Origin of the sequence: Methyloceanibacter sp., from assembly GCF_051306395.1 — a bacterium.
In the GTDB taxonomy this organism is placed as follows: Bacteria; Pseudomonadota; Alphaproteobacteria; order Rhizobiales; family Methyloligellaceae; genus Methyloceanibacter.
Genome location: NZ_JBPPND010000270.1, coordinates 1 through 16,208, shown reverse-complemented (window position 1 = coordinate 16,208; position 16,208 = coordinate 1). Strand labels below are relative to the sequence as shown.

Here is a 16,208-nt window from a genome sequence, read left to right as displayed (position 1 = left end):
TGGCTTCCAGCCCGCGTCCGTCAGCGCCTGGGTCGCGGCGCCCATGGCATAGATTATAAAGTCGTCGACCTTGCGCTGTTCCTTCGGCTCCATCCAATCATTGGGATTGAACGTCCCTTCGGTGCCGTCGCCGCGCGGAACCTGACAGGCGACCTTACAGGATAGATCGGAGACTTCGAACTCTTCGATCCGCTTTGCCGCGTTCTCGCCAGAGGTCAGGCGCTTCCAGGCGTGCTCGTGGCCCGAGCCAAGAGGCGAAACGAGACCCAGACCTGTAATGACGACACGTCGCATCGCGCCTTCGCGTGACCTTTGAAGAAAGATCGGTTGTCTAGCCGTTAGGGGCTACGTAGTTGCACCGTGCGGACGCCTTGGGGCGTCCGCGCGGTTATCGGGTCAAGCCGCCGTGTTCTTGTCCAAGAACTTGATGTCGTCGCCGACGGTGAGAATCGTTTCGGCGGCGTCGTCCGGAATCTCGCATCCGAACTCCTCCTCGAACGCCATCACCAGCTCGACAGTGTCGAGGCTGTCAGCCCCAAGATCGTCGATGAAGCTTGCATTCTCGGTGACCTTGTCGGCCTCAACACCGAGATGCTCCACCACGATCTTCTTCACGCGCTCCGAGATATCGCTCATGTCCTCCTCACCGTCCCTTAGCTGTCAGTTCCACAGGCCTCATGTACCCCCGAGCTTGCGGCTCATGGCCTAACACACCCCCGAGCGGTAAGTTAGGAGGGTTGATCGCGGCGGGATTGTACTTTGTCAAGCCCCCACAAAACGGCCGTTTGGGTAGCATACTATATGTGACTTTGCCAGAAGCCCTTACCTGGTAAATCGGCTTGCCAAAAGCTCTCAAGCCGGCCTACCAACCCTTTGTCCTACAAGCACTTAGACCATTATCATGCCGCCGTTCACGTGCATCGTCTCGCCCGTGACATAGGACGCTTCGTCGCTTGCGAAAAAAACCACCGCGGCGGCGATGTCTTCGGGCTGACCGAAGCTTTGCGCCGGGATGGCGGCGGCAATAGCCTCGGTTTGCTTCTCCGTCAAGGCATCGGTCATGGGCGTCGAGATAAAGCCGGGCGAGATGCAGTTCGCCGTGATGCCCCGAGAGGCCACTTCCCGGGCGAGCGACTTGGTCATGCCCACGAGCCCCGCCTTGGACGCGGCGTAATTGCCCTGCCCCGGATTGCCGAACACACCGGAGATCGAAGAGATATTGACGATGCGCCCGGCACGCCGGCGCATCATGCCGCGCAAGATGCCGCGCGTCAGCGTGAAGACCGAGGTGAGATTGACGGCGATGACGTCGTCCCACTCCTCGTCCTTCATGCGCATGAACAGGTTGTCGTGGGTGATGCCCGCATTGTTCACGAGGATGTCGACCTGCCCGAGCGTCTTCTCGGCGGTGTCCGCAAGCTGCGCGACCGCAGGCCGGTCCCGCAGATCGCACGGCAGCACGAAGACCCGCTCGCCGAGTTCCGACGACAGAGCTTCCAGCTTTTCCGCATTGGTGCCGGAGATCGCCACCGTCGCGCCCTGGCCGTGCAGAGCCCTGGCGATGGCGCCGCCAATGCCGCCACTGGCGCCGGTGACGAGGGCGTTCTTTCCCTTGAGGTCGAACATTCTAACTCTCCTTGTTCGAGCGCGCCGCTAACCGGCCAGCGCGGCGGCCGCGGCTTCCAACTCGTCGGGCGTACCCACGCTCTTAGACTCGATGCCGTCGAAGCGCCGGGCGATACCGGTGAGCACACGGCCCGCGCCCACCTCGTAGACCGTGTCCACGCCGTTGCCGGTAAGATAAAGCATGGTCTCGCGCCAGCGCACCATGCCGGTGACCTGCTCCACGAGACGGGTTCTGATCGCCTCGGGATCCGAGATCGGCTCGGCAAGCACGTTAGCGACAAGCGGCACCACCGGCGCCTTGATCTCGACGCCCGCCAGCGCCTCGCGCATCACGTCCGCGGCCGGTTGCATCAAGGCACAATGGAAGGGCGCGCTCACCGGCAACAGCACGGCGCGGCGCGCGCCGTAGTCCGGCGCAAGCTTCACCGCACGTTCGATCGCCGTCCGCTGACCCGAAATCACCACCTGACCCGGCGCGTTGTCGTTCGCGGCCTCGCAGACCTCGCCGTCGCTCGCCGCCATGGCGAGCTCTTTGGGTTGCGCAAGATCGGCGCCGAGCAAGGCGGCCATGGCGCCCTCGCCGACCGGCACCGCCTCCTGCATGGCCCGGCCCCGGGTTTTCAAGAGCCGCGCCGTGTCTGCCAAGCTTAGGGCCCCGGCCGCGGCCAACGCCGAATATTCGCCGAGCGAATGGCCGGCCACAAAGGAGGTCTTGCTCTCAAGCGCCAAGCCCTTGGTTTCGGCGAGCACCCGCATGGCCGCCAACGACACCGCCATCAGAGCGGGCTGGGCGTTCTCGGTGAGCGTCAGATCGGCCTCCGGCCCCTCCCACATCAGCTGTGAGAGGTTCTGCCCAAGGGCCTCGTCTACCTCGGAAAAAACGGCTTGCGCGGCCGGGTAGGCCTTGGCCAGTTCGGCGCCCATGCCGACGGCTTGGCTTCCTTGACCGGGAAAGATAAAAGCAATGCTCATATGAAGGGAAACGTTTGGCGTTGAACGGAAGGCGCCAAAGACACTGTTTCAATCTGGCCTGTCAAGCCGAGGGGGCGCGCGGCCCAGCGCCATAAACGTCACGCCTGGGCGAACCAAAAACAAAGCCACGGACTGCAACCGTAAGTGCTAGAAACACGTTTGGATAACGAATCCACACAGCCGCCAAGCGGAGTTCCCCCCATGAAAAGTCCCCTCGCCTATGGCGTCCTGATCGGCTGCGTCACGGCATTCGCCAGTATGGCCTCTGCGGCCGAAACGCAGACTTGGCCCTGGAACGACAAGGCGCCTGTCGACCCTGCGCTGGCACTCCTGACTAGGGTCGATACGCTCAAAGTCGCCATCACCGAGCTGAAGACCCCCACTTTGGGGATTTCGGTTGAGGCTCAGGCTCCAACCACCGGATTTTCAGAGGTAAAATTGACCCCAAGGATCGGCAGCCAGACCGATGGGGTCTTTGCCTTCGACGTTCGGGGGCGGCGCCCTCAAGAGGCGGCCGCCCAGGCCCTCACGCCCGTAACAATCGATGTGGCCTATCCCGATGCGCCGCTCGGCGCCGTAGCCGTCGTCGAAGTCTATGCCAAGGAGACGTGCAAGGCCTTCTCGCTCAAGGACAAAACCGAAGTCGCCTGCACCATGAACCCGGGCTCCCAGCAGGCCCCTTAAGGCCCGCGCTTCCGCTTGCAAACCTCGCGCGACCCACTATAAAGCGCGCTACCGTAACCGCTCCGGTCGGAGGCTGAACGGAGGACCGCTCGATAGGCGGCAGGCCGAAGGGCCGCCCTCCCGTGTCTCCGCTCTCAAGGGCTTTCGCTCTCAAGAGCATTCTTGGGCCTTTCCTTCCAAAGCGCCCATGTGAGGCTTCGCGCCGGAGCAAAAGAAGAAGGAAAGGCGTCCCATGTCTCTCTACGAGCATGTGTTCCTGGCACGCCAGGACATTTCGGCCCAGCAGGCCGAAGGTCTGCAGCAGACCTTCCGCTCTCTGATCGAAGAGAACGGCGGCAAGGTCGGCAAGACCGAGTATTGGGGGCTCAAGTCCCTCACCTATCGCATCAAGAAGAACCGGAAAGCGCACTACACCCTGATGAACATCGACGCGCCGCATGAGGCGGTCGCCGAGATGGAGCGTCAGATGGGGCTGTCCACCGATGTCATCCGCTTTCTCACCATCAGGGTGGACGAGCATGAAGACGGTCCGTCCGCGATGATGCGCCGCTCCGACCGCGACGATCGCGACGGCCGTGGTGACCGCGGCGACCGTGGTGACCGCGGCGATCGTGGTGACCGCGGAGACCGTGGTGAGCGCCGGGGTCCACGCCGCGACCGTGATCATGCGCCTCGCGAGCCGCGCGCCGAGACCGCCGAAGCCAAAGACAACGCCGGTGGCGGGGAGCAATCCGAATGAGCACGACCACGATTCAAGCGCGCCGCCCGTTTTACCGCCGGCGCAAGACTTGCCCGTTCTCCGGCGATAAGGCGCCGAAGATCGATTACAAGGATGTGAAGCTGCTTCAGCGCTACGTGTCCGAGCGCGGCAAGATGGTGCCGAGCCGGATCACGGCGGTGTCCGCCAAGAAGCAGCGCGAGCTCGCCCGCGCCATCAAGCGCGCGCGGTTCCTCGGTCTCTTGCCTTACCTTATCCAGTAGGCACGCGGCCCGGGCCCAAAGGCCCGTAACAGACCTGATTGAAGTTGGGGCGGGCCTTCGGGCCCTCCTCTAACCGCTCCTCAAGGAGGCGGGACAGCGAAACCGATGTCGACACATCTTCTCATAGGCGCAGGCGCGGGCCTGGTTTCAGCGGCGCTGTTCGCATCGGCAGCCGTCTCGGCCGCGCTCGCCAGCTTCCTTCTCTATCTGTGTGCTCTGCCGCTGTGCCTTGCCGGCCTCGGCTGGGGGCGCTCCTCTATTCTCATCGGAGGCCTGGCCGCAACCGTGGTCATGGCCTTGGCCTTGGGCCCCGTCGCGGCGCTGGTCTATGCCCTGACAATCGCCGCCCCGGCCGCCGTCCTCGTTCATCTCCTCCTGCAGGCACGGCCCGCCGCCGGACCGGAGGGCGAAAAGAGCGGGGCGCTCGAATGGTACCCGGCCGGCTGGCTCGTGGGCGCGGCGGCGCTGATGGCAGGCGCCTTGGCCGGGCTGATGGTGCTCCTCCTCGGCCCCGACGCGGAGAGCTATCGCGCCTCCATCGCCGAAATGCTGCCGCACCTCTTGAAGGCGCTGGATCCGGACGATTCCGTGTTCACCCCGGAGATGGTCGAGAATCTGAAGACGGTTCTCGCCAAAGCATTGCCCGCGGCTTTCGCCGTCCTCTGGCTGACCGTCATGCTCTTCAATCTCTGGCTCGCCGGCTACATCGTCGCCGCCTCGGGCCGGGCCTTGCGCCCCTGGCCCGATTTGCACGGGCTCGAAGTGCCCAACGTGTTCGTTGCCGTGTTCGCCGGCGCGCTCGTCGCCTCGTTCGTTCCCGGCGTGATCGGTCTGATCGCCACCGGCCTCGCCGGCGCGATGCTGTTCGCCTACGTGCTTCAAGGCCTGGCGGTGATCCACGTCTATAGTCGCGGCGTCCCCTTCCGCCCCCTTCTGCTGGCGGTGGTCTATCTCGGAATTCTGCTTCTGGGCTGGCTGGCCATCATCGTGGCCATCCTCGGCCTGGCTGAACCTTTATTCGGTCTGCGCGCGCGCAGCGCCCACAGCCCACCGGACAACGACGCAAACGACTGACAAAGATAGGAGTACGAAAGCCATGCAAGTCATTCTGCTCGAGCGCCTAGGGCGCCTCGGACAAATCGGCGACGTCGTCACGGTCAAGGACGGCTTCGCCCGCAATTTCCTTCTGCCCCATGGCAAGGCGCTCCGCGCCACCGAGGCCAATCGCAAGCATTTCGAGAGCGAGCGCGCCCAGCTCGAAGCACGCGATCTGGAGCGCAAGGGCGAGGCCGAAGGGGTGGCCAAGAAGCTCGACGGCCAGAGCTTCATCGTCATTCGGCAGGCCGGCGACAACGGCCAGCTTTACGGCTCCGTCTCCACGCGCGACATCGCCACGGCGGTGACGGAGGGCGGCTTCTCCATCGAGCGCCGCCAAGTGCAGCTCGACAGGCCGATCAAGATGCTCGGCCTGCACGAGGTGCGCGTGGCGCTCCACGGCGAGGTGTTGCCGCACGTGCTCGTCAACGTCGCCCGCACCGACGACGAAGCCGCCCGCCAGGCTCGGGGCGAGGACGTCACCCAGGAGCTGACCGAGGAGGAGGAGGAAGCCGAAGAAGCCCGCCTGGCGGCCGAAGGCCTGTTCGAGGAAGGCTCCGCACCTGAGGAAGAAGAGCTCGCGGAAAGCATGGCAACGACTGAAGAGACGGCAGAGGACGCGGAAGACACGGAAAAGTCTTCGTAAGCGTGACGTTTCGCGACAGAAAACTTTAATGAACAGCGGAGGCAGGTTGTTGTCTCGCCTGCCTCCTGTACCTAAAGTGCTTCAGGCTCAACTTCGGCGAATAGAGGAAGCCCGAAGCTATGATCCGGCGTGCGGCCTAGATGTTTCGCCCGCTCAGCTACTTTCTAGAGCGGACCGTGACGACCGGTCATCTCAGGATGATCGATGCCGGTGGGCGCGCTTGCGAGTTTGGCGATCATACCGGCGCCCCGGTCATCGCCCGTATCGGCGACAAACGGACCGAGCGGCAACTCGCTCTGAACGCGCCCCTTGCCATTGGCGAGGCCTATATGGAGGGGCGGCTCGTCTTCGAGCAAGGCACGCTCTACGATTTTCTCGAACTCTTGCTGACCAATGTCCCCCCGCAGCGCTGGCCGCACTGGCTTCGGCTGGTCGATACCCTCGCCTACGTCACCCGGCGCTTGCGGCACTATAATCCCGTCGGCCGCGCACGCCGGAACGTCGCGCATCATTACGACATCGATGGCTCGCTCTACGACCTCTTCCTCGATCCGGACCGCCAATATTCCTGCGCCTATTTCGAGGATGAGGGCATGACGCTGGAGGAAGCCCAGGAGGCGAAGAAGCGCCATCTCGCGGCCAAGCTCGATCTCTCCGACGGGATGCGGGTGCTCGATATCGGCTCCGGCTGGGGGGGCCTCGCGCTTTTTTTGGCCAAGACCTCCCATGTGGACGTGACCGGCATCACCTTGAGCGAGGAGCAACTCAAGATCGCCCGCCAGCGCGCCAACGCTGAAGGGCTCTCGAAAGCGGTCGATTTCGAGCTTTGCGATTATCGCAACCTGGAAGGCAAGTTCGACCGCATCGTCTCGGTCGGCATGTTCGAGCACGTGGGCGCGGCCCACTACCGCAGCTTCTTCCAGCAAGTGAACCGGCTGCTTACCGATGACGGGGTGGCCGTGATTCATTCCATCGGCCGGTTCGACGGCCCCGCAGCCACCAATCCTTTCATCGCGAAGTACATCTTCCCCGGCGGCTACATCCCGGCCTTGAGCGAGGTGCTACCGGCGGTCGAACGCGCGGGTCTGCTCGCCACGGACCTCGAAATCTTGCGGCTCCACTACGCCATGACCTTGCGCCATTGGCGACAGCGCTTCCGCGCCTCCTGGCACACGGCGGCGGAGAAGTTCGGAGAACCCTTCTGCCGCATGTGGGAGATGTATTTGGCGGGCTCCGAAACGGCCTTCCGCTATCAGAACCTCATGGTCTTCCAGATTCAGCTGACCAAGGATCTGGCCGTGCTGCCGCTGACCCGCGACTATATGTTCGATGCCGAACGGGAGCTCCGGGCCCGCGACCGCCATCCGGGTACGGCACGCAAGCGCCGGTCGAGCCGATAGGCTCCCGACAATGCCGGCTTGCTGCGCCGCAGCTGTGCACAGCGGTAATGAAACTGTCACGCACGCCCTTCGCCTGTTGGCCAACGCTCCGAATCACCTAGTCTCCAGGCGATGAGCAACGCCCTAACCCTCCCCCGTCCGACGCCCGAAACGCCGGTTTTCCGCGAAGCCCCGCACAATCTCGAGGCGGAGCAGGCCCTGCTTGGCGCCATTCTCGTCAACAACGAGGCGCTCGACCGTGTCTCGAACTTCCTGAAGCCCGGTCACTTCTTCGACCCGCTGCACGGACGCATCTTCGAGACCGCGGCGAAGCTCATCATGGGCGGCAAGCGCGCCACGCCCATTACCCTGAAGACCTTCTTCCAGGCCGACGAGCCCGTGGCCGACCTGACCGTGCCGCAATATCTCGGGCGGCTCGCAGCCAACGCCACAACCATCATCAACGCCGAGGATTACGGCCGCACGGTCTACGACCTCGCGGTGCGCCGCCAGCTCATCGAGATCGGCGAGGAGATGGTCACCACGGCCTACGATTCGCCAATCGACGCGCCGCCCGCCGCCCAGATCGAAGGCGCCGAGCAGCAGCTCTACGAACTGGCGGAGACCGGAAAATATGGCGCGGGCTTCGAGCCCTTCTCCGCGGCCCTCACCGACGCGATCGACATGGCGGCCAACGCCTACCGGCGCGACGGCGGCTTGTCCGGCATCGCCACCAGCTTCGTGGATCTCGACCAGCGCATGGGCGGCTTGCAGGCCTCCGACCTCATCATCATCGCCGGCCGCCCCTCAATGGGTAAGACGGCGCTTGCCACCAACATCGCCTATCACGTGGCCAAGGCCTACGCCGCGAGCCGCGATGGCGACACGCCGCCCGACGGTGCGGTGGTCGGCTTTTTCTCGCTCGAAATGTCGGCCGAGCAGCTCGCCACGCGCATCATCTCGGAGCAGTCGCAGATCCCCTCCGAGCGCATCCGCCGCGGCCGCATCGACTCCGACGAGTTCGACCGCATCGTCGAAGTCTCCCAAGAGCTCCAGAACCTGCCGCTGTTCATCGACCAGACCGGCGGCATCACCGTGGCCCAGCTTGCCGCTCGCGCCCGCAGGCTGAAGCGCCAGCGGGGGCTCGGCTTCGTCGTGGTCGACTATCTCCAACTGCTATCCGGCTCCTCCCGGCGGGCCCAGGAAGGCCGCGTGCAGGAAGTCTCGGAGATCACTACCGGACTGAAGGCACTTGCCAAGGAGCTTCACGTGCCCATCCTGGCGCTCTCCCAGCTCTCCCGTCAGGTGGAACAACGGGAGGACAAGCGGCCGCAACTGGCGGATTTGCGTGAATCCGGTTCCATCGAGCAGGATGCCGATGTGGTAATGTTCGTGTTCCGCGAGGAATATTACCTTGAGCGCAGCCAACCCCGCGAGAACACCGAAGAGCACCGGCAGTGGCAACAGGACATGGAAGCGGTCACCGGAAAGGCCGACGTGATCATCGGCAAGCAACGCCACGGCCCGACCGGGACGGTGACACTCCAGTTCACTCCGGAATTCACCCGGTTCTCCAATCTGGCCGCGTCGGAACGGCTGCCGGAGCGCATGGAGTGAACCCCGCGCCTCAGCGCGGCACGAACTCCGACGAAGCAGAGGTGAGAGCGGAAGCGACCGCCATTCTCACCATCGATCTCGACGCCCTTGCAGCCAACTATCGCCAGTTGTGTGACTTGGCGGAGCCGGCCGAATGCGCCGCGGTGGTCAAGGCCGACGCCTACGGTCTTGGCATGGCGGGGGCCGCGCCCGCGCTGTGGCGCGCCGGCTGTCGCACATTTTTCGTGGCGACACTCACCGAGGCGGAAGCGTTGCGCGCGCTGCTGCCGGAGGCAGTCGTCTATGTCTTCAGCGGCCTCCTGCCCGGAACGGCGGAGACTTTCCACGCCGCGCGCCTTCGCCCGGTGCTGAACAGCGCCGAGGAAATCAAAGAGTGGGCGGAATATTGCGCGCGCGCCGGCGAGACCTTGCCGTGCGCCGTCCATATCGACAGCGGCATGAACCGGCTGGGACTGTCTTCCGCAGAGGTCGAGACCGTAGCGCCTGAAGCCACCCATTGGGCGGCCTTGTCGCTGGCACTGGTGATGAGCCATCTGGCTTGTGCCGACGACGCGGCCCATAGCAAGAACGACATTCAGCGCCGCCTGTTCGACACGCTCCGGGCAAAGCTTCCCAAGGCGCCCGCGAGCCTCGCCAACTCCGCCGGCATTCTGTTGGGCTCAGACTATGCCTACGACCTCGTGCGGCCGGGCATTGCGCTTTATGGCGGCCACCCGCAGCGGCGCGGGCAAAACCCGTTCCGCCCCGTGGTTCATCTCAAAGGCCGCATTTTGCAGATACGCCAGATCGCGCCCGGCGAAACGATCGGTTACGGCGCCACGCGGACTCTCACGCGCCCCTCGCGCGTCGCCGTCGTTTCCGTGGGCTACGCGGACGGCTTGTTCCGGGCCCTCTCCACCAAGGACGGCGAGGAAGGTCTCGTCGCTCGCCTCGGGCCGCATCCCGTGCCGATCCTCGGCCGGGTCTCGATGGATCTCATCACGGTGGACGTGACAGACGCGCCCGAAACCGAGGCCCGGCGCGGCGCCTGGATCGAGCTGCTCGGGCCCAATGTCAGCGCGCACGAATTCGCGATGCATGCCGGCACGATCGATTACGAGGTCCTGACCAGCCTCGGCCAGCGCGCCACAAGGCGCTATGTGGGCGGATAGCGCGAAGCCATGGCCAAAACATCCAAAGCCTTTATCTGCCAATCCTGCGGCGCGGTCGCGCCCCGCTGGTCCGGCAAGTGCGCGGCCTGCGGGGAATGGAACTCCCTGATCGAGGAAGCGGGCACACCGACGAGTTCACCCGCCCTCGTCGCCATCAAGGGCGGCAAAGGGCGTCTCGCCAGCTTCGAGACCCTGAGCGCCCAGAACGAAGACGCCCCGCGCATGAAGACGGGCATCGCCGAACTCGACCGCGTGCTGGGCGGCGGCTTGGTCCCGGGCGCCGCGGTGCTTGTCGGCGGCGATCCCGGCATCGGCAAGTCGACGCTCCTGCTGCAAGGCGCGGCAGAACTCGCCCAGGACGGCGCCCGCGTTGTCTATCTCTCCGGCGAGGAAGCGCCAGCGCAGGTACGCATGCGCGCCGCACGCTTAGGGATCGCCGAAGCCCCCGTGGCGCTCGGCACCGAGACCAACATCGCCAATATCATCGCCACGCTCGGCAGCGGACCCGCACCGGCGCTCGTCGTCATCGATTCCGTGCAGACTCTTTGGTCGGAAGGGATCGAATCGGCCCCCGGCACGATCTCCCAGCTGCGCGGCTGCGCCGCCGCATTGATCAGCTACACCAAGGCGAGCGGCTCAAGCCTCATCCTGGTCGGCCATGTCACCAAGGACGGGCAGATCGCCGGACCTAAGGTGATCGAGCACATGGTCGATACGGTGCTCTATTTCGAGAGCCTGAGCGGCCACCAATTCCGCATCCTGCGCGCGGTCAAGAACCGCTTCGGGCCCACCGACGAGATTGGCGTTTTCGAGATGCGCCTCGAGGGGCTGAAAGAGGTAGAGAACCCCTCAGCCCTCTTCCTCAACGATGCCGACCGTGGCTCCCCCGGCACCGCCGTACTCGCCGGCATGGAAGGCACGCGGCCGATTCTCGTGGAAATGCAGGGGTTGGTCGCCCCAAGCACGCTCGGCACGCCGCGCCGCGCGGTGGTCGGCTGGGATCCGAACCGCCTATCCATGCTGCTCGCCGTGCTGGAGGCCCGCTGCGGCGTGCGTCTGGGCGGCCACGACGTGTATCTGAATGTGGCCGGGGGCTTGCGCCTGACCGAGCCGGCCGCCGATCTGGCAGCCGCCGCCGCGCTTCTGTCCTCGTTCACCGGCCATTCGGTGCCCGACGATACCGTCTATTTCGGTGAAGTGAGCCTTACGGGCGCGGTGCGGGCCGTGGGCCATACGGACCAGAGGTTGAAGGAGGCCGCCAAATTGGGCTTTAGCCGCGCCGTTGTCCCGGCCGCATCCATCGCCGAGGACCGCGCGGTGGAGGGCATTGCGCTCGGCCCCGTTTCCCAGCTTGAGGAGCTCGTGGCCTGGTTCGCGCTGCCGGCCGACTAGATTTTGCCTGCGACAATGCGCCGAGTGTTACCCGTCGGTCATTGCCCGACGGGGCCATTTATGCTTCATCGCGGGGAATCGTGGTAACGTGCGGCCGTCTGCCCGAGGGAGCCTTGTGACACATGCCAATCTCCTGGCTCGATATCATTTTGATCGTCATCATGCTCATCTCGGGCTTCTTGGCGATGGTGCGCGGCTTCACCCGCGAAGTCTTGTCGATCTTCTCCTGGGCCATGGCCGCGGTTGCGGCTCTTTATTTCACGCCCCGCTATTACGAAGTTCTGCTGCCCTATATCGATAATCCGAGCATCGCTCAGATCGCCTTCGCCGCCGCCGTTTTCATTATCACCCTGATCATCGTCAGCCTGATCACATTCCGCATCTCCGACAAGGTGCTGGATAGCCGCGTCGGCGCGCTCGACCGCACGCTCGGCTTCGTTTTCGGCTTGGCGCGCGGCTTCTTGCTGGTCGCCATCGTCTTCATTCTCTTCACCGCGCTTGCCAGAGACCAGCCGGATTGGGTCCGCAATGCGCGCTCCTATCCCATTCTTCAGCGCACGCAGGTGGCGATCGAGTCCCTGCTGCCGATGCATCCCGAGGAGTATCTCCCCGGCCAAGAAGACGATCAGCCGGTGCCGGGACCGGAAGGCGCGCCGGCGGACCCCGATCAGCCGTCGTAAGGGCGCGCGTAAGGTAAAGAGTTGCGTGGCATTGAAGCCCCTGCCAGGGCGCCTATTTATAAGGAGAGGCCCATGCCCGTGACCGAACAGGCTGACCAAGACCCCGATTTGAGCTGGCTCGAGGAAGACCGGCTGCACGAGGAGTGCGGCGTCTTCGGGATTTTCAATCATCCCGACGCCGCTGCCCTGACCGCGCTCGGCCTGCACGCGCTCCAGCATCGCGGCCAGGAGGCCGCCGGCATCGTCAGCTTCGACGGCGAGCACTTCCACACCGAACGCCGGCTGGGCCTGGTCGGCGACCACTTCACCTCCCGCCCGGTGATCGAGCGCCTGAAGGGCGACATGGCCGTGGGCCATGTGCGCTACTCCACATGCGGCGACGCCGTGCTGCGCAACGTGCAGCCGCTTTTCGTCGATCTCGAATCCGGCGGCTTCTCCCTCTGCCACAACGGCAACCTCACCAACGCGCTGACATTGCGCGAATCCCTCATCAAGAAGGGCGCCATCTGCCAGTCCACCACCGATACCGAGGTCCTCCTTCACCTCGTGGCCCGCAGCGAGAAGGCGCAATTCGTCGAGCGCTTCATCGAGGCGCTGCTTCAGGTCGAAGGCGCTTACGCCTTCGTCGGCATGACCAACAAAAAGCTGGTTGGCGCGCGCGACCCGTACGGTATCCGCCCGCTCGTCCTCGGACGCCTCGGCGAGTCCTGGGTGCTGGCCTCGGAGACTTGCGCGCTCGACATCATCGGCGCGGAGTTCGTGCGCGAGGTTGAGAACGGCGAGGTCGTCGTGTGCACCCGCGAAGGGATCGAGAGCCACCGCTTCGTGCCCAAGCACCCGGCCCGGCTTTGCATCTTCGAGTACATCTATTTCGCCCGCCCCGATTCCATCATCGGCGGCCGCTCGGTCTACGACGTGCGCAAGGAGATGGGGCGGCAACTGGCCCGCGAGGCGCCCGCCGACGCCGACATGGTCGTGCCTATTCCCGATAGCGGCGTGCCAGCCGCGGTCGGATATGCGCAAGAGTCCGGCCTGCCCTTCGAGTTCGGCATCATCCGTAATCACTATGTGGGCCGGACCTTCATCGAACCCGAACAGCGCATTCGTCAGCTCGGCGTCAAGTTGAAGCACAGCGCCAACGAGCTTCAGGTGAAGGGGAGACGCATCGTCCTTATCGACGACAGCGTGGTGCGCGGCACCACCTCCGTCAAGATCGTGCAGATGATGCGCGAAGCCGGTGCCAAGGAAGTGCATATGCGCATTTCGAGCCCGCCCATCGCCCATCCGGACTTCTACGGCATCGATACGCCGGAGCAGGACAAGCTGCTCGCCGCCAATCGCACGCTGGAAGAGATGCGCGCCTTCATCGGTGCCGATTCCCTGGCCTTCATTTCCGTCGACGGTATCTACCGGGCCATGGGCTTCGACGGCCGCGACGACGACCATCCTCAGTTCACCGACCACTGCTTCACCGGCGAGTACCCGACCAGGCTTCGCGACCGGGAAGGCCCGCCCATCCAGAAGCAGCTTTCCTTCCTCGCCGAGGTCGGTTGAGCGAATCCCGACTGAAAGATCGTATCGCGCTCATCACCGGCGCCTCGCGCGGCATCGGACGGGCTACCGCGCGCCTCTTCGCTCGCGAAGGCGCCCATGTCCTGCTGCTGGCGCGGACTCAAAAATCGCTCGAAGCCGTCGACGACGAGATCAAGGCCGATGGCGGCAAGGCCTCGCTCATTCCCCTCGATCTGGAAGACGGCAAGACCATCGATGCCCTGGGGCCATCCCTTTATGAACGCTTCGGGCGGCTCGACATTCTCATCGGCAATGCCGGCATCCTCGGGGGATTGCGCCCGCTAACCCACATTTCCTCAGAGACTTGGGAGCGCGTGCTCGCAGTCAATCTCACCGCCAACTGGCGCCTGATCCGCACCCTCGATCCCCTGCTCCGCCGTTCGGACGCGGGCCGCGTCGTGTTCGTCACCTCCTCGCGCGTGGCATCTCAGGGCCGCGCCTATTGGGCGCCCTACTCCGTCTCCAAGGCGGCGCTCGAAGCCCTAGCCAAAACCTACGCCAACGAGACGGCCGACAGCGCCGTCAAGGTGAACCTCGTCGATCCGGGCGCCACTGCCACGGCCATGCGCGCGGAGGCCTATCCCGGCGAGGACCAGGAGACGCTGCAAACACCTGGAGAGGTGGCAAAGGTCATCCTCGGCCTGTCGCTCCCCGAAACCGAAGCGAGTTGCCAGACTTTCGCCGTGGATCGGTGACATTCTCGTCACTTGAATTGCGGTGCCGCGAAGAGCGAGCGCGCTTTACACCCCGTTAACCGCCCTTGGCGCAGGACGGAACGAGGGAGAGATCCAAATGAAGTCGATGGTGAATTTGGCGGGCGAATATCGTGCGCCCACCCTGGCGGTGGCCGCCGGTCTACTCTTACTCGCACTACCGCAAACCACGCGGGCAGAGAACGCCTGTCCTGACGAGACTGGTGCGGGCGCCTGCGCCGACAGGTCCGCCCTTGCCGAAGACCTCTTGCGCCGCCGGGTCAACCGCACTCTCGCGGTGACTCCCGCCGATGAGCGCTTCAACCGGCTGAACACGCCGGGCACCAGCGCCGCGATTCCGTTCGACATGACGCCCGACGGCAGCAACACCAATTTCCGAACCAGCCTCAGCCAGTGGAGCTCGTCTTTGTCGGCCGCCGACCAGGCGAGGCTAAAGGAAGTGAGCGAAGCTTCGGACGTGGTGTTGCCCCTGCCGCGGGCGGTAAGGCCGGCTCCATCGAAATTCGACGTTTGGGCCAAAGGACGCCGCGAAGATTTTAGCGGCGAAGGCGACGCATTCACCACATTCATGGGCGCCGACTACCGCGCGAACAACGATCTCCTGATTGGCGGCATGCTGCAGGTTGATGAAGCAAGCCAGACGACGCTCGCCACACCGGACACGGCCGCCGGCACCGCTTACATGACCGGCCCCTACCTTGCCTATCGGGTCACGCCGCATATCATATTCGATGCCAAGGCGGCCTTTGGCATGGGCGAGGACAACACCATTGTCGGCGATGAACGTGCGGGATTTCGCAACCCATCGCATGCTGAGCGAGGCAAAGATCACCGGACAGTGGGGATGGCAGGGCTGGCAGCTGAGCCAAAGCGGCGCAATCTCTTATCTCGATGAGTCGAGCTCGGCTCTTGCCGACCTACCGGGAACGTCCGTCGATGTGACACGCCTGAGCGTCGGACCTGAGTTGAAGCGCCGATTCGAGGCGGGCAACGCCAGCATCGAGCCATTTGCCTTCTTCAAATCCAGCGTGGACCTGTCCGGCACCGGGCTTACCGATCCCAACGCGCTCAATACGATTGGCGCCGGCGTGACGCTTGCCGAGCCCGAAAACTACAGCATCCGCGCGGCGGCAGGGTATTCGGAGAGCACCGCAACCCCCGACACCGGCGCGGCCAGCGGAAAGGTCTCGGTCACCGTCCCGACCTCGATCCTCGGCTTCTAGGCGGGCCTTACCGGCAATCGCTAAGCCTTGCGCACCAGCATGGCGTTGATGTTGTCGTTGAATACGAACAGCATCGGATTGATGAGGCGAAGCGACAAACCGCAATCGTCTGCCATGGTCCTTAAGGACCGCGTCGTGAAGTAGTTCACGTGGTCCGGGTAGCGGAACCCGCACCATTGCGCGCCAGACACGCGGCGATTGACGCTGCCGAAATTCGGCACCCTCACATAGATGCGTCCATCATCGGCGAGCACGCGCGAGGCCTCTTGCAACAAGGCCTTGGGCTCGACCTCGTGCTCCAGGAACGAGCGAAGCATGATGCCGGTGAAGTGATTGCTGTCGAACTGTCGGATGCCCTCCAGCGCGGGGGCGTGGATCGCCTTGCCGCCACGCGGCCCCATATTGTCTTGCGCTTGCGCGGCGAGCGTCCGCGAAATCTCGATACCGAAAGGCACGAAGGGCTCGGGGAGCTCGCGC

19 protein-coding genes are annotated in these 16,208 nt (G+C 64.4%); 14 read left to right on the top strand and 5 right to left on the bottom strand.

What is annotated here, in order from left to right; genetic code table 11:
* From ACSLE4_RS14515 to fabD, 4 genes are all read right to left on the bottom strand, one after another.
* Window positions 1-294 (bottom strand): beta-ketoacyl synthase N-terminal-like domain-containing protein (locus ACSLE4_RS14515; RefSeq protein WP_435905141.1); only part of this gene is annotated, 294 nt, incomplete at its 3' end.
* A 102-nt stretch (window positions 295-396) separates the two neighbouring features.
* Window positions 397-636, bottom strand: a complete 240-nt coding sequence (locus ACSLE4_RS14510) for an acyl carrier protein (RefSeq protein WP_435905140.1) — start codon at window positions 634-636, stop codon at window positions 397-399.
* A 252-nt stretch (window positions 637-888) separates the two neighbouring features.
* A complete protein-coding gene (fabG, locus tag ACSLE4_RS14505; protein ID WP_435905139.1) occupies window positions 889-1,626 on the bottom strand; it encodes a 3-oxoacyl-[acyl-carrier-protein] reductase in 738 nt (245 codons plus the stop codon).
* A gap of 27 nt (window positions 1,627-1,653) precedes the next feature.
* A complete protein-coding gene (gene fabD / locus ACSLE4_RS14500) occupies window positions 1,654-2,598 on the bottom strand; it encodes an ACP S-malonyltransferase (RefSeq protein WP_435905138.1) in 945 nt (314 codons plus the stop codon).
* 201 nt (window positions 2,599-2,799) lie between these two features.
* Between fabD and ACSLE4_RS14495 the strand changes: the two genes are divergently transcribed.
* The 14 genes from ACSLE4_RS14495 (at window position 2,800) to ACSLE4_RS14430 (ending at window position 15,731) form a co-directional block, all read left to right on the top strand.
* Window positions 2,800-3,282 carry a hypothetical protein gene (locus ACSLE4_RS14495; RefSeq protein WP_435905137.1) on the top strand — a complete coding sequence of 161 codons (483 nt, stop codon included), beginning with the start codon at window positions 2,800-2,802 and terminating at the stop codon, window positions 3,280-3,282.
* 232 nt (window positions 3,283-3,514) lie between these two features.
* A complete protein-coding gene (rpsF, locus tag ACSLE4_RS14490; RefSeq protein WP_435905136.1) occupies window positions 3,515-4,021 on the top strand; it encodes a 30S ribosomal protein S6 in 507 nt (168 codons plus the stop codon).
* Window positions 4,018-4,263: a 30S ribosomal protein S18 gene (gene rpsR / locus ACSLE4_RS14485; protein WP_045367299.1), complete on the top strand. Its 246-nt coding sequence runs from the start codon at window positions 4,018-4,020 to the stop codon at window positions 4,261-4,263. Before rpsF ends, rpsR begins: the two co-directional genes overlap by 4 nt.
* A 105-nt stretch (window positions 4,264-4,368) precedes the next feature.
* On the top strand, window positions 4,369-5,337 hold the full coding sequence (locus ACSLE4_RS14480; RefSeq protein WP_435905135.1) for a DUF2232 domain-containing protein: 969 nt from the start codon (window positions 4,369-4,371) through the stop codon (window positions 5,335-5,337).
* Between the two features lie 22 nt (window positions 5,338-5,359).
* A complete protein-coding gene (rplI, locus tag ACSLE4_RS14475) occupies window positions 5,360-6,004 on the top strand; it encodes a 50S ribosomal protein L9 (RefSeq protein ID WP_435905134.1) in 645 nt (214 codons plus the stop codon).
* Between the two features lie 140 nt (window positions 6,005-6,144).
* Window positions 6,145-7,404 (top strand): class I SAM-dependent methyltransferase, encoded by a 1,260-nt coding sequence (locus ACSLE4_RS14470; protein WP_435905133.1) that lies wholly within the window; start codon window positions 6,145-6,147, stop codon window positions 7,402-7,404.
* Between the two features lie 111 nt (window positions 7,405-7,515).
* The gene (locus tag ACSLE4_RS14465) at window positions 7,516-9,000 is read left to right on the top strand and encodes a replicative DNA helicase (protein ID WP_435905132.1); all 1,485 of its coding nucleotides are present in this window, start codon (window positions 7,516-7,518) and stop codon (window positions 8,998-9,000) included.
* On the top strand, window positions 8,997-10,151 hold the full coding sequence (alr, locus tag ACSLE4_RS14460) for an alanine racemase (RefSeq protein WP_435905131.1): 1,155 nt from the start codon (window positions 8,997-8,999) through the stop codon (window positions 10,149-10,151). Before ACSLE4_RS14465 ends, alr begins: the two co-directional genes overlap by 4 nt.
* 9 nt (window positions 10,152-10,160) lie before the next feature.
* Window positions 10,161-11,543 (top strand): DNA repair protein RadA, encoded by a 1,383-nt coding sequence (gene radA, locus ACSLE4_RS14455; RefSeq protein WP_435905130.1) that lies wholly within the window; start codon window positions 10,161-10,163, stop codon window positions 11,541-11,543.
* Between the two features lie 122 nt (window positions 11,544-11,665).
* Window positions 11,666-12,223 carry a CvpA family protein gene (locus tag ACSLE4_RS14450; RefSeq protein WP_435905129.1) on the top strand — a complete coding sequence of 186 codons (558 nt, stop codon included), beginning with the start codon at window positions 11,666-11,668 and terminating at the stop codon, window positions 12,221-12,223.
* A 72-nt stretch (window positions 12,224-12,295) separates the two neighbouring features.
* Window positions 12,296-13,777 (top strand): amidophosphoribosyltransferase, encoded by a 1,482-nt coding sequence (gene purF, locus ACSLE4_RS14445; RefSeq protein WP_435905128.1) that lies wholly within the window; start codon window positions 12,296-12,298, stop codon window positions 13,775-13,777.
* Window positions 13,774-14,490 carry an SDR family NAD(P)-dependent oxidoreductase gene (locus tag ACSLE4_RS14440; RefSeq protein WP_435905127.1) on the top strand — a complete coding sequence of 239 codons (717 nt, stop codon included), beginning with the start codon at window positions 13,774-13,776 and terminating at the stop codon, window positions 14,488-14,490. Before purF ends, ACSLE4_RS14440 begins: the two co-directional genes overlap by 4 nt.
* A 97-nt stretch (window positions 14,491-14,587) precedes the next feature.
* Window positions 14,588-15,403 (top strand): hypothetical protein, encoded by an 816-nt coding sequence (locus tag ACSLE4_RS14435; RefSeq protein ID WP_435905126.1) that lies wholly within the window; start codon window positions 14,588-14,590, stop codon window positions 15,401-15,403.
* Window positions 15,318-15,731: a hypothetical protein gene (locus ACSLE4_RS14430; RefSeq protein WP_435905125.1), complete on the top strand. Its 414-nt coding sequence runs from the start codon at window positions 15,318-15,320 to the stop codon at window positions 15,729-15,731. Before ACSLE4_RS14435 ends, ACSLE4_RS14430 begins: the two co-directional genes overlap by 86 nt.
* A 20-nt stretch (window positions 15,732-15,751) precedes the next feature.
* Here ACSLE4_RS14430 and ACSLE4_RS14425 read toward each other — a convergent pair.
* Window positions 15,752-16,208 (bottom strand): methyltransferase domain-containing protein (locus ACSLE4_RS14425; RefSeq protein WP_435905124.1); only part of this gene is annotated, 457 nt, incomplete at its 5' end.

What these genes read in the sequence shown, in the direction of transcription:
- ACSLE4_RS14470 (WP_435905133.1), top strand. Translation starts at nt 6,145, where the DNA reads ATGTTTCGCCCGCTCAGCTACTTTCTAGAGCGGACCGTGACGACCGGT.
- fabG (WP_435905139.1), bottom strand. Translation starts at nt 1,626, where the DNA reads ATGTTCGACCTCAAGGGAAAGAACGCCCTCGTCACCGGCGCCAGTGGC.
- ACSLE4_RS14450 (WP_435905129.1), top strand. Translation starts at nt 11,666, where the DNA reads ATGCCAATCTCCTGGCTCGATATCATTTTGATCGTCATCATGCTCATC.
- rplI (WP_435905134.1), top strand. Translation starts at nt 5,360, where the DNA reads ATGCAAGTCATTCTGCTCGAGCGCCTAGGGCGCCTCGGACAAATCGGC.
- fabD (WP_435905138.1), bottom strand. Translation starts at nt 2,598, where the DNA reads ATGAGCATTGCTTTTATCTTTCCCGGTCAAGGAAGCCAAGCCGTCGGC.
- ACSLE4_RS14430 (WP_435905125.1), top strand. Translation starts at nt 15,318, where the DNA reads ATGCTGAGCGAGGCAAAGATCACCGGACAGTGGGGATGGCAGGGCTGG.
- rpsR (WP_045367299.1), top strand. Translation starts at nt 4,018, where the DNA reads ATGAGCACGACCACGATTCAAGCGCGCCGCCCGTTTTACCGCCGGCGC.
- ACSLE4_RS14495 (WP_435905137.1), top strand. Translation starts at nt 2,800, where the DNA reads ATGAAAAGTCCCCTCGCCTATGGCGTCCTGATCGGCTGCGTCACGGCA.
- radA (WP_435905130.1), top strand. Translation starts at nt 10,161, where the DNA reads ATGGCCAAAACATCCAAAGCCTTTATCTGCCAATCCTGCGGCGCGGTC.
- purF (WP_435905128.1), top strand. Translation starts at nt 12,296, where the DNA reads ATGCCCGTGACCGAACAGGCTGACCAAGACCCCGATTTGAGCTGGCTC.
- ACSLE4_RS14510 (WP_435905140.1), bottom strand. Translation starts at nt 636, where the DNA reads ATGAGCGATATCTCGGAGCGCGTGAAGAAGATCGTGGTGGAGCATCTC.
- ACSLE4_RS14435 (WP_435905126.1), top strand. Translation starts at nt 14,588, where the DNA reads ATGAAGTCGATGGTGAATTTGGCGGGCGAATATCGTGCGCCCACCCTG.
- ACSLE4_RS14480 (WP_435905135.1), top strand. Translation starts at nt 4,369, where the DNA reads ATGTCGACACATCTTCTCATAGGCGCAGGCGCGGGCCTGGTTTCAGCG.
- ACSLE4_RS14465 (WP_435905132.1), top strand. Translation starts at nt 7,516, where the DNA reads ATGAGCAACGCCCTAACCCTCCCCCGTCCGACGCCCGAAACGCCGGTT.
- rpsF (WP_435905136.1), top strand. Translation starts at nt 3,515, where the DNA reads ATGTCTCTCTACGAGCATGTGTTCCTGGCACGCCAGGACATTTCGGCC.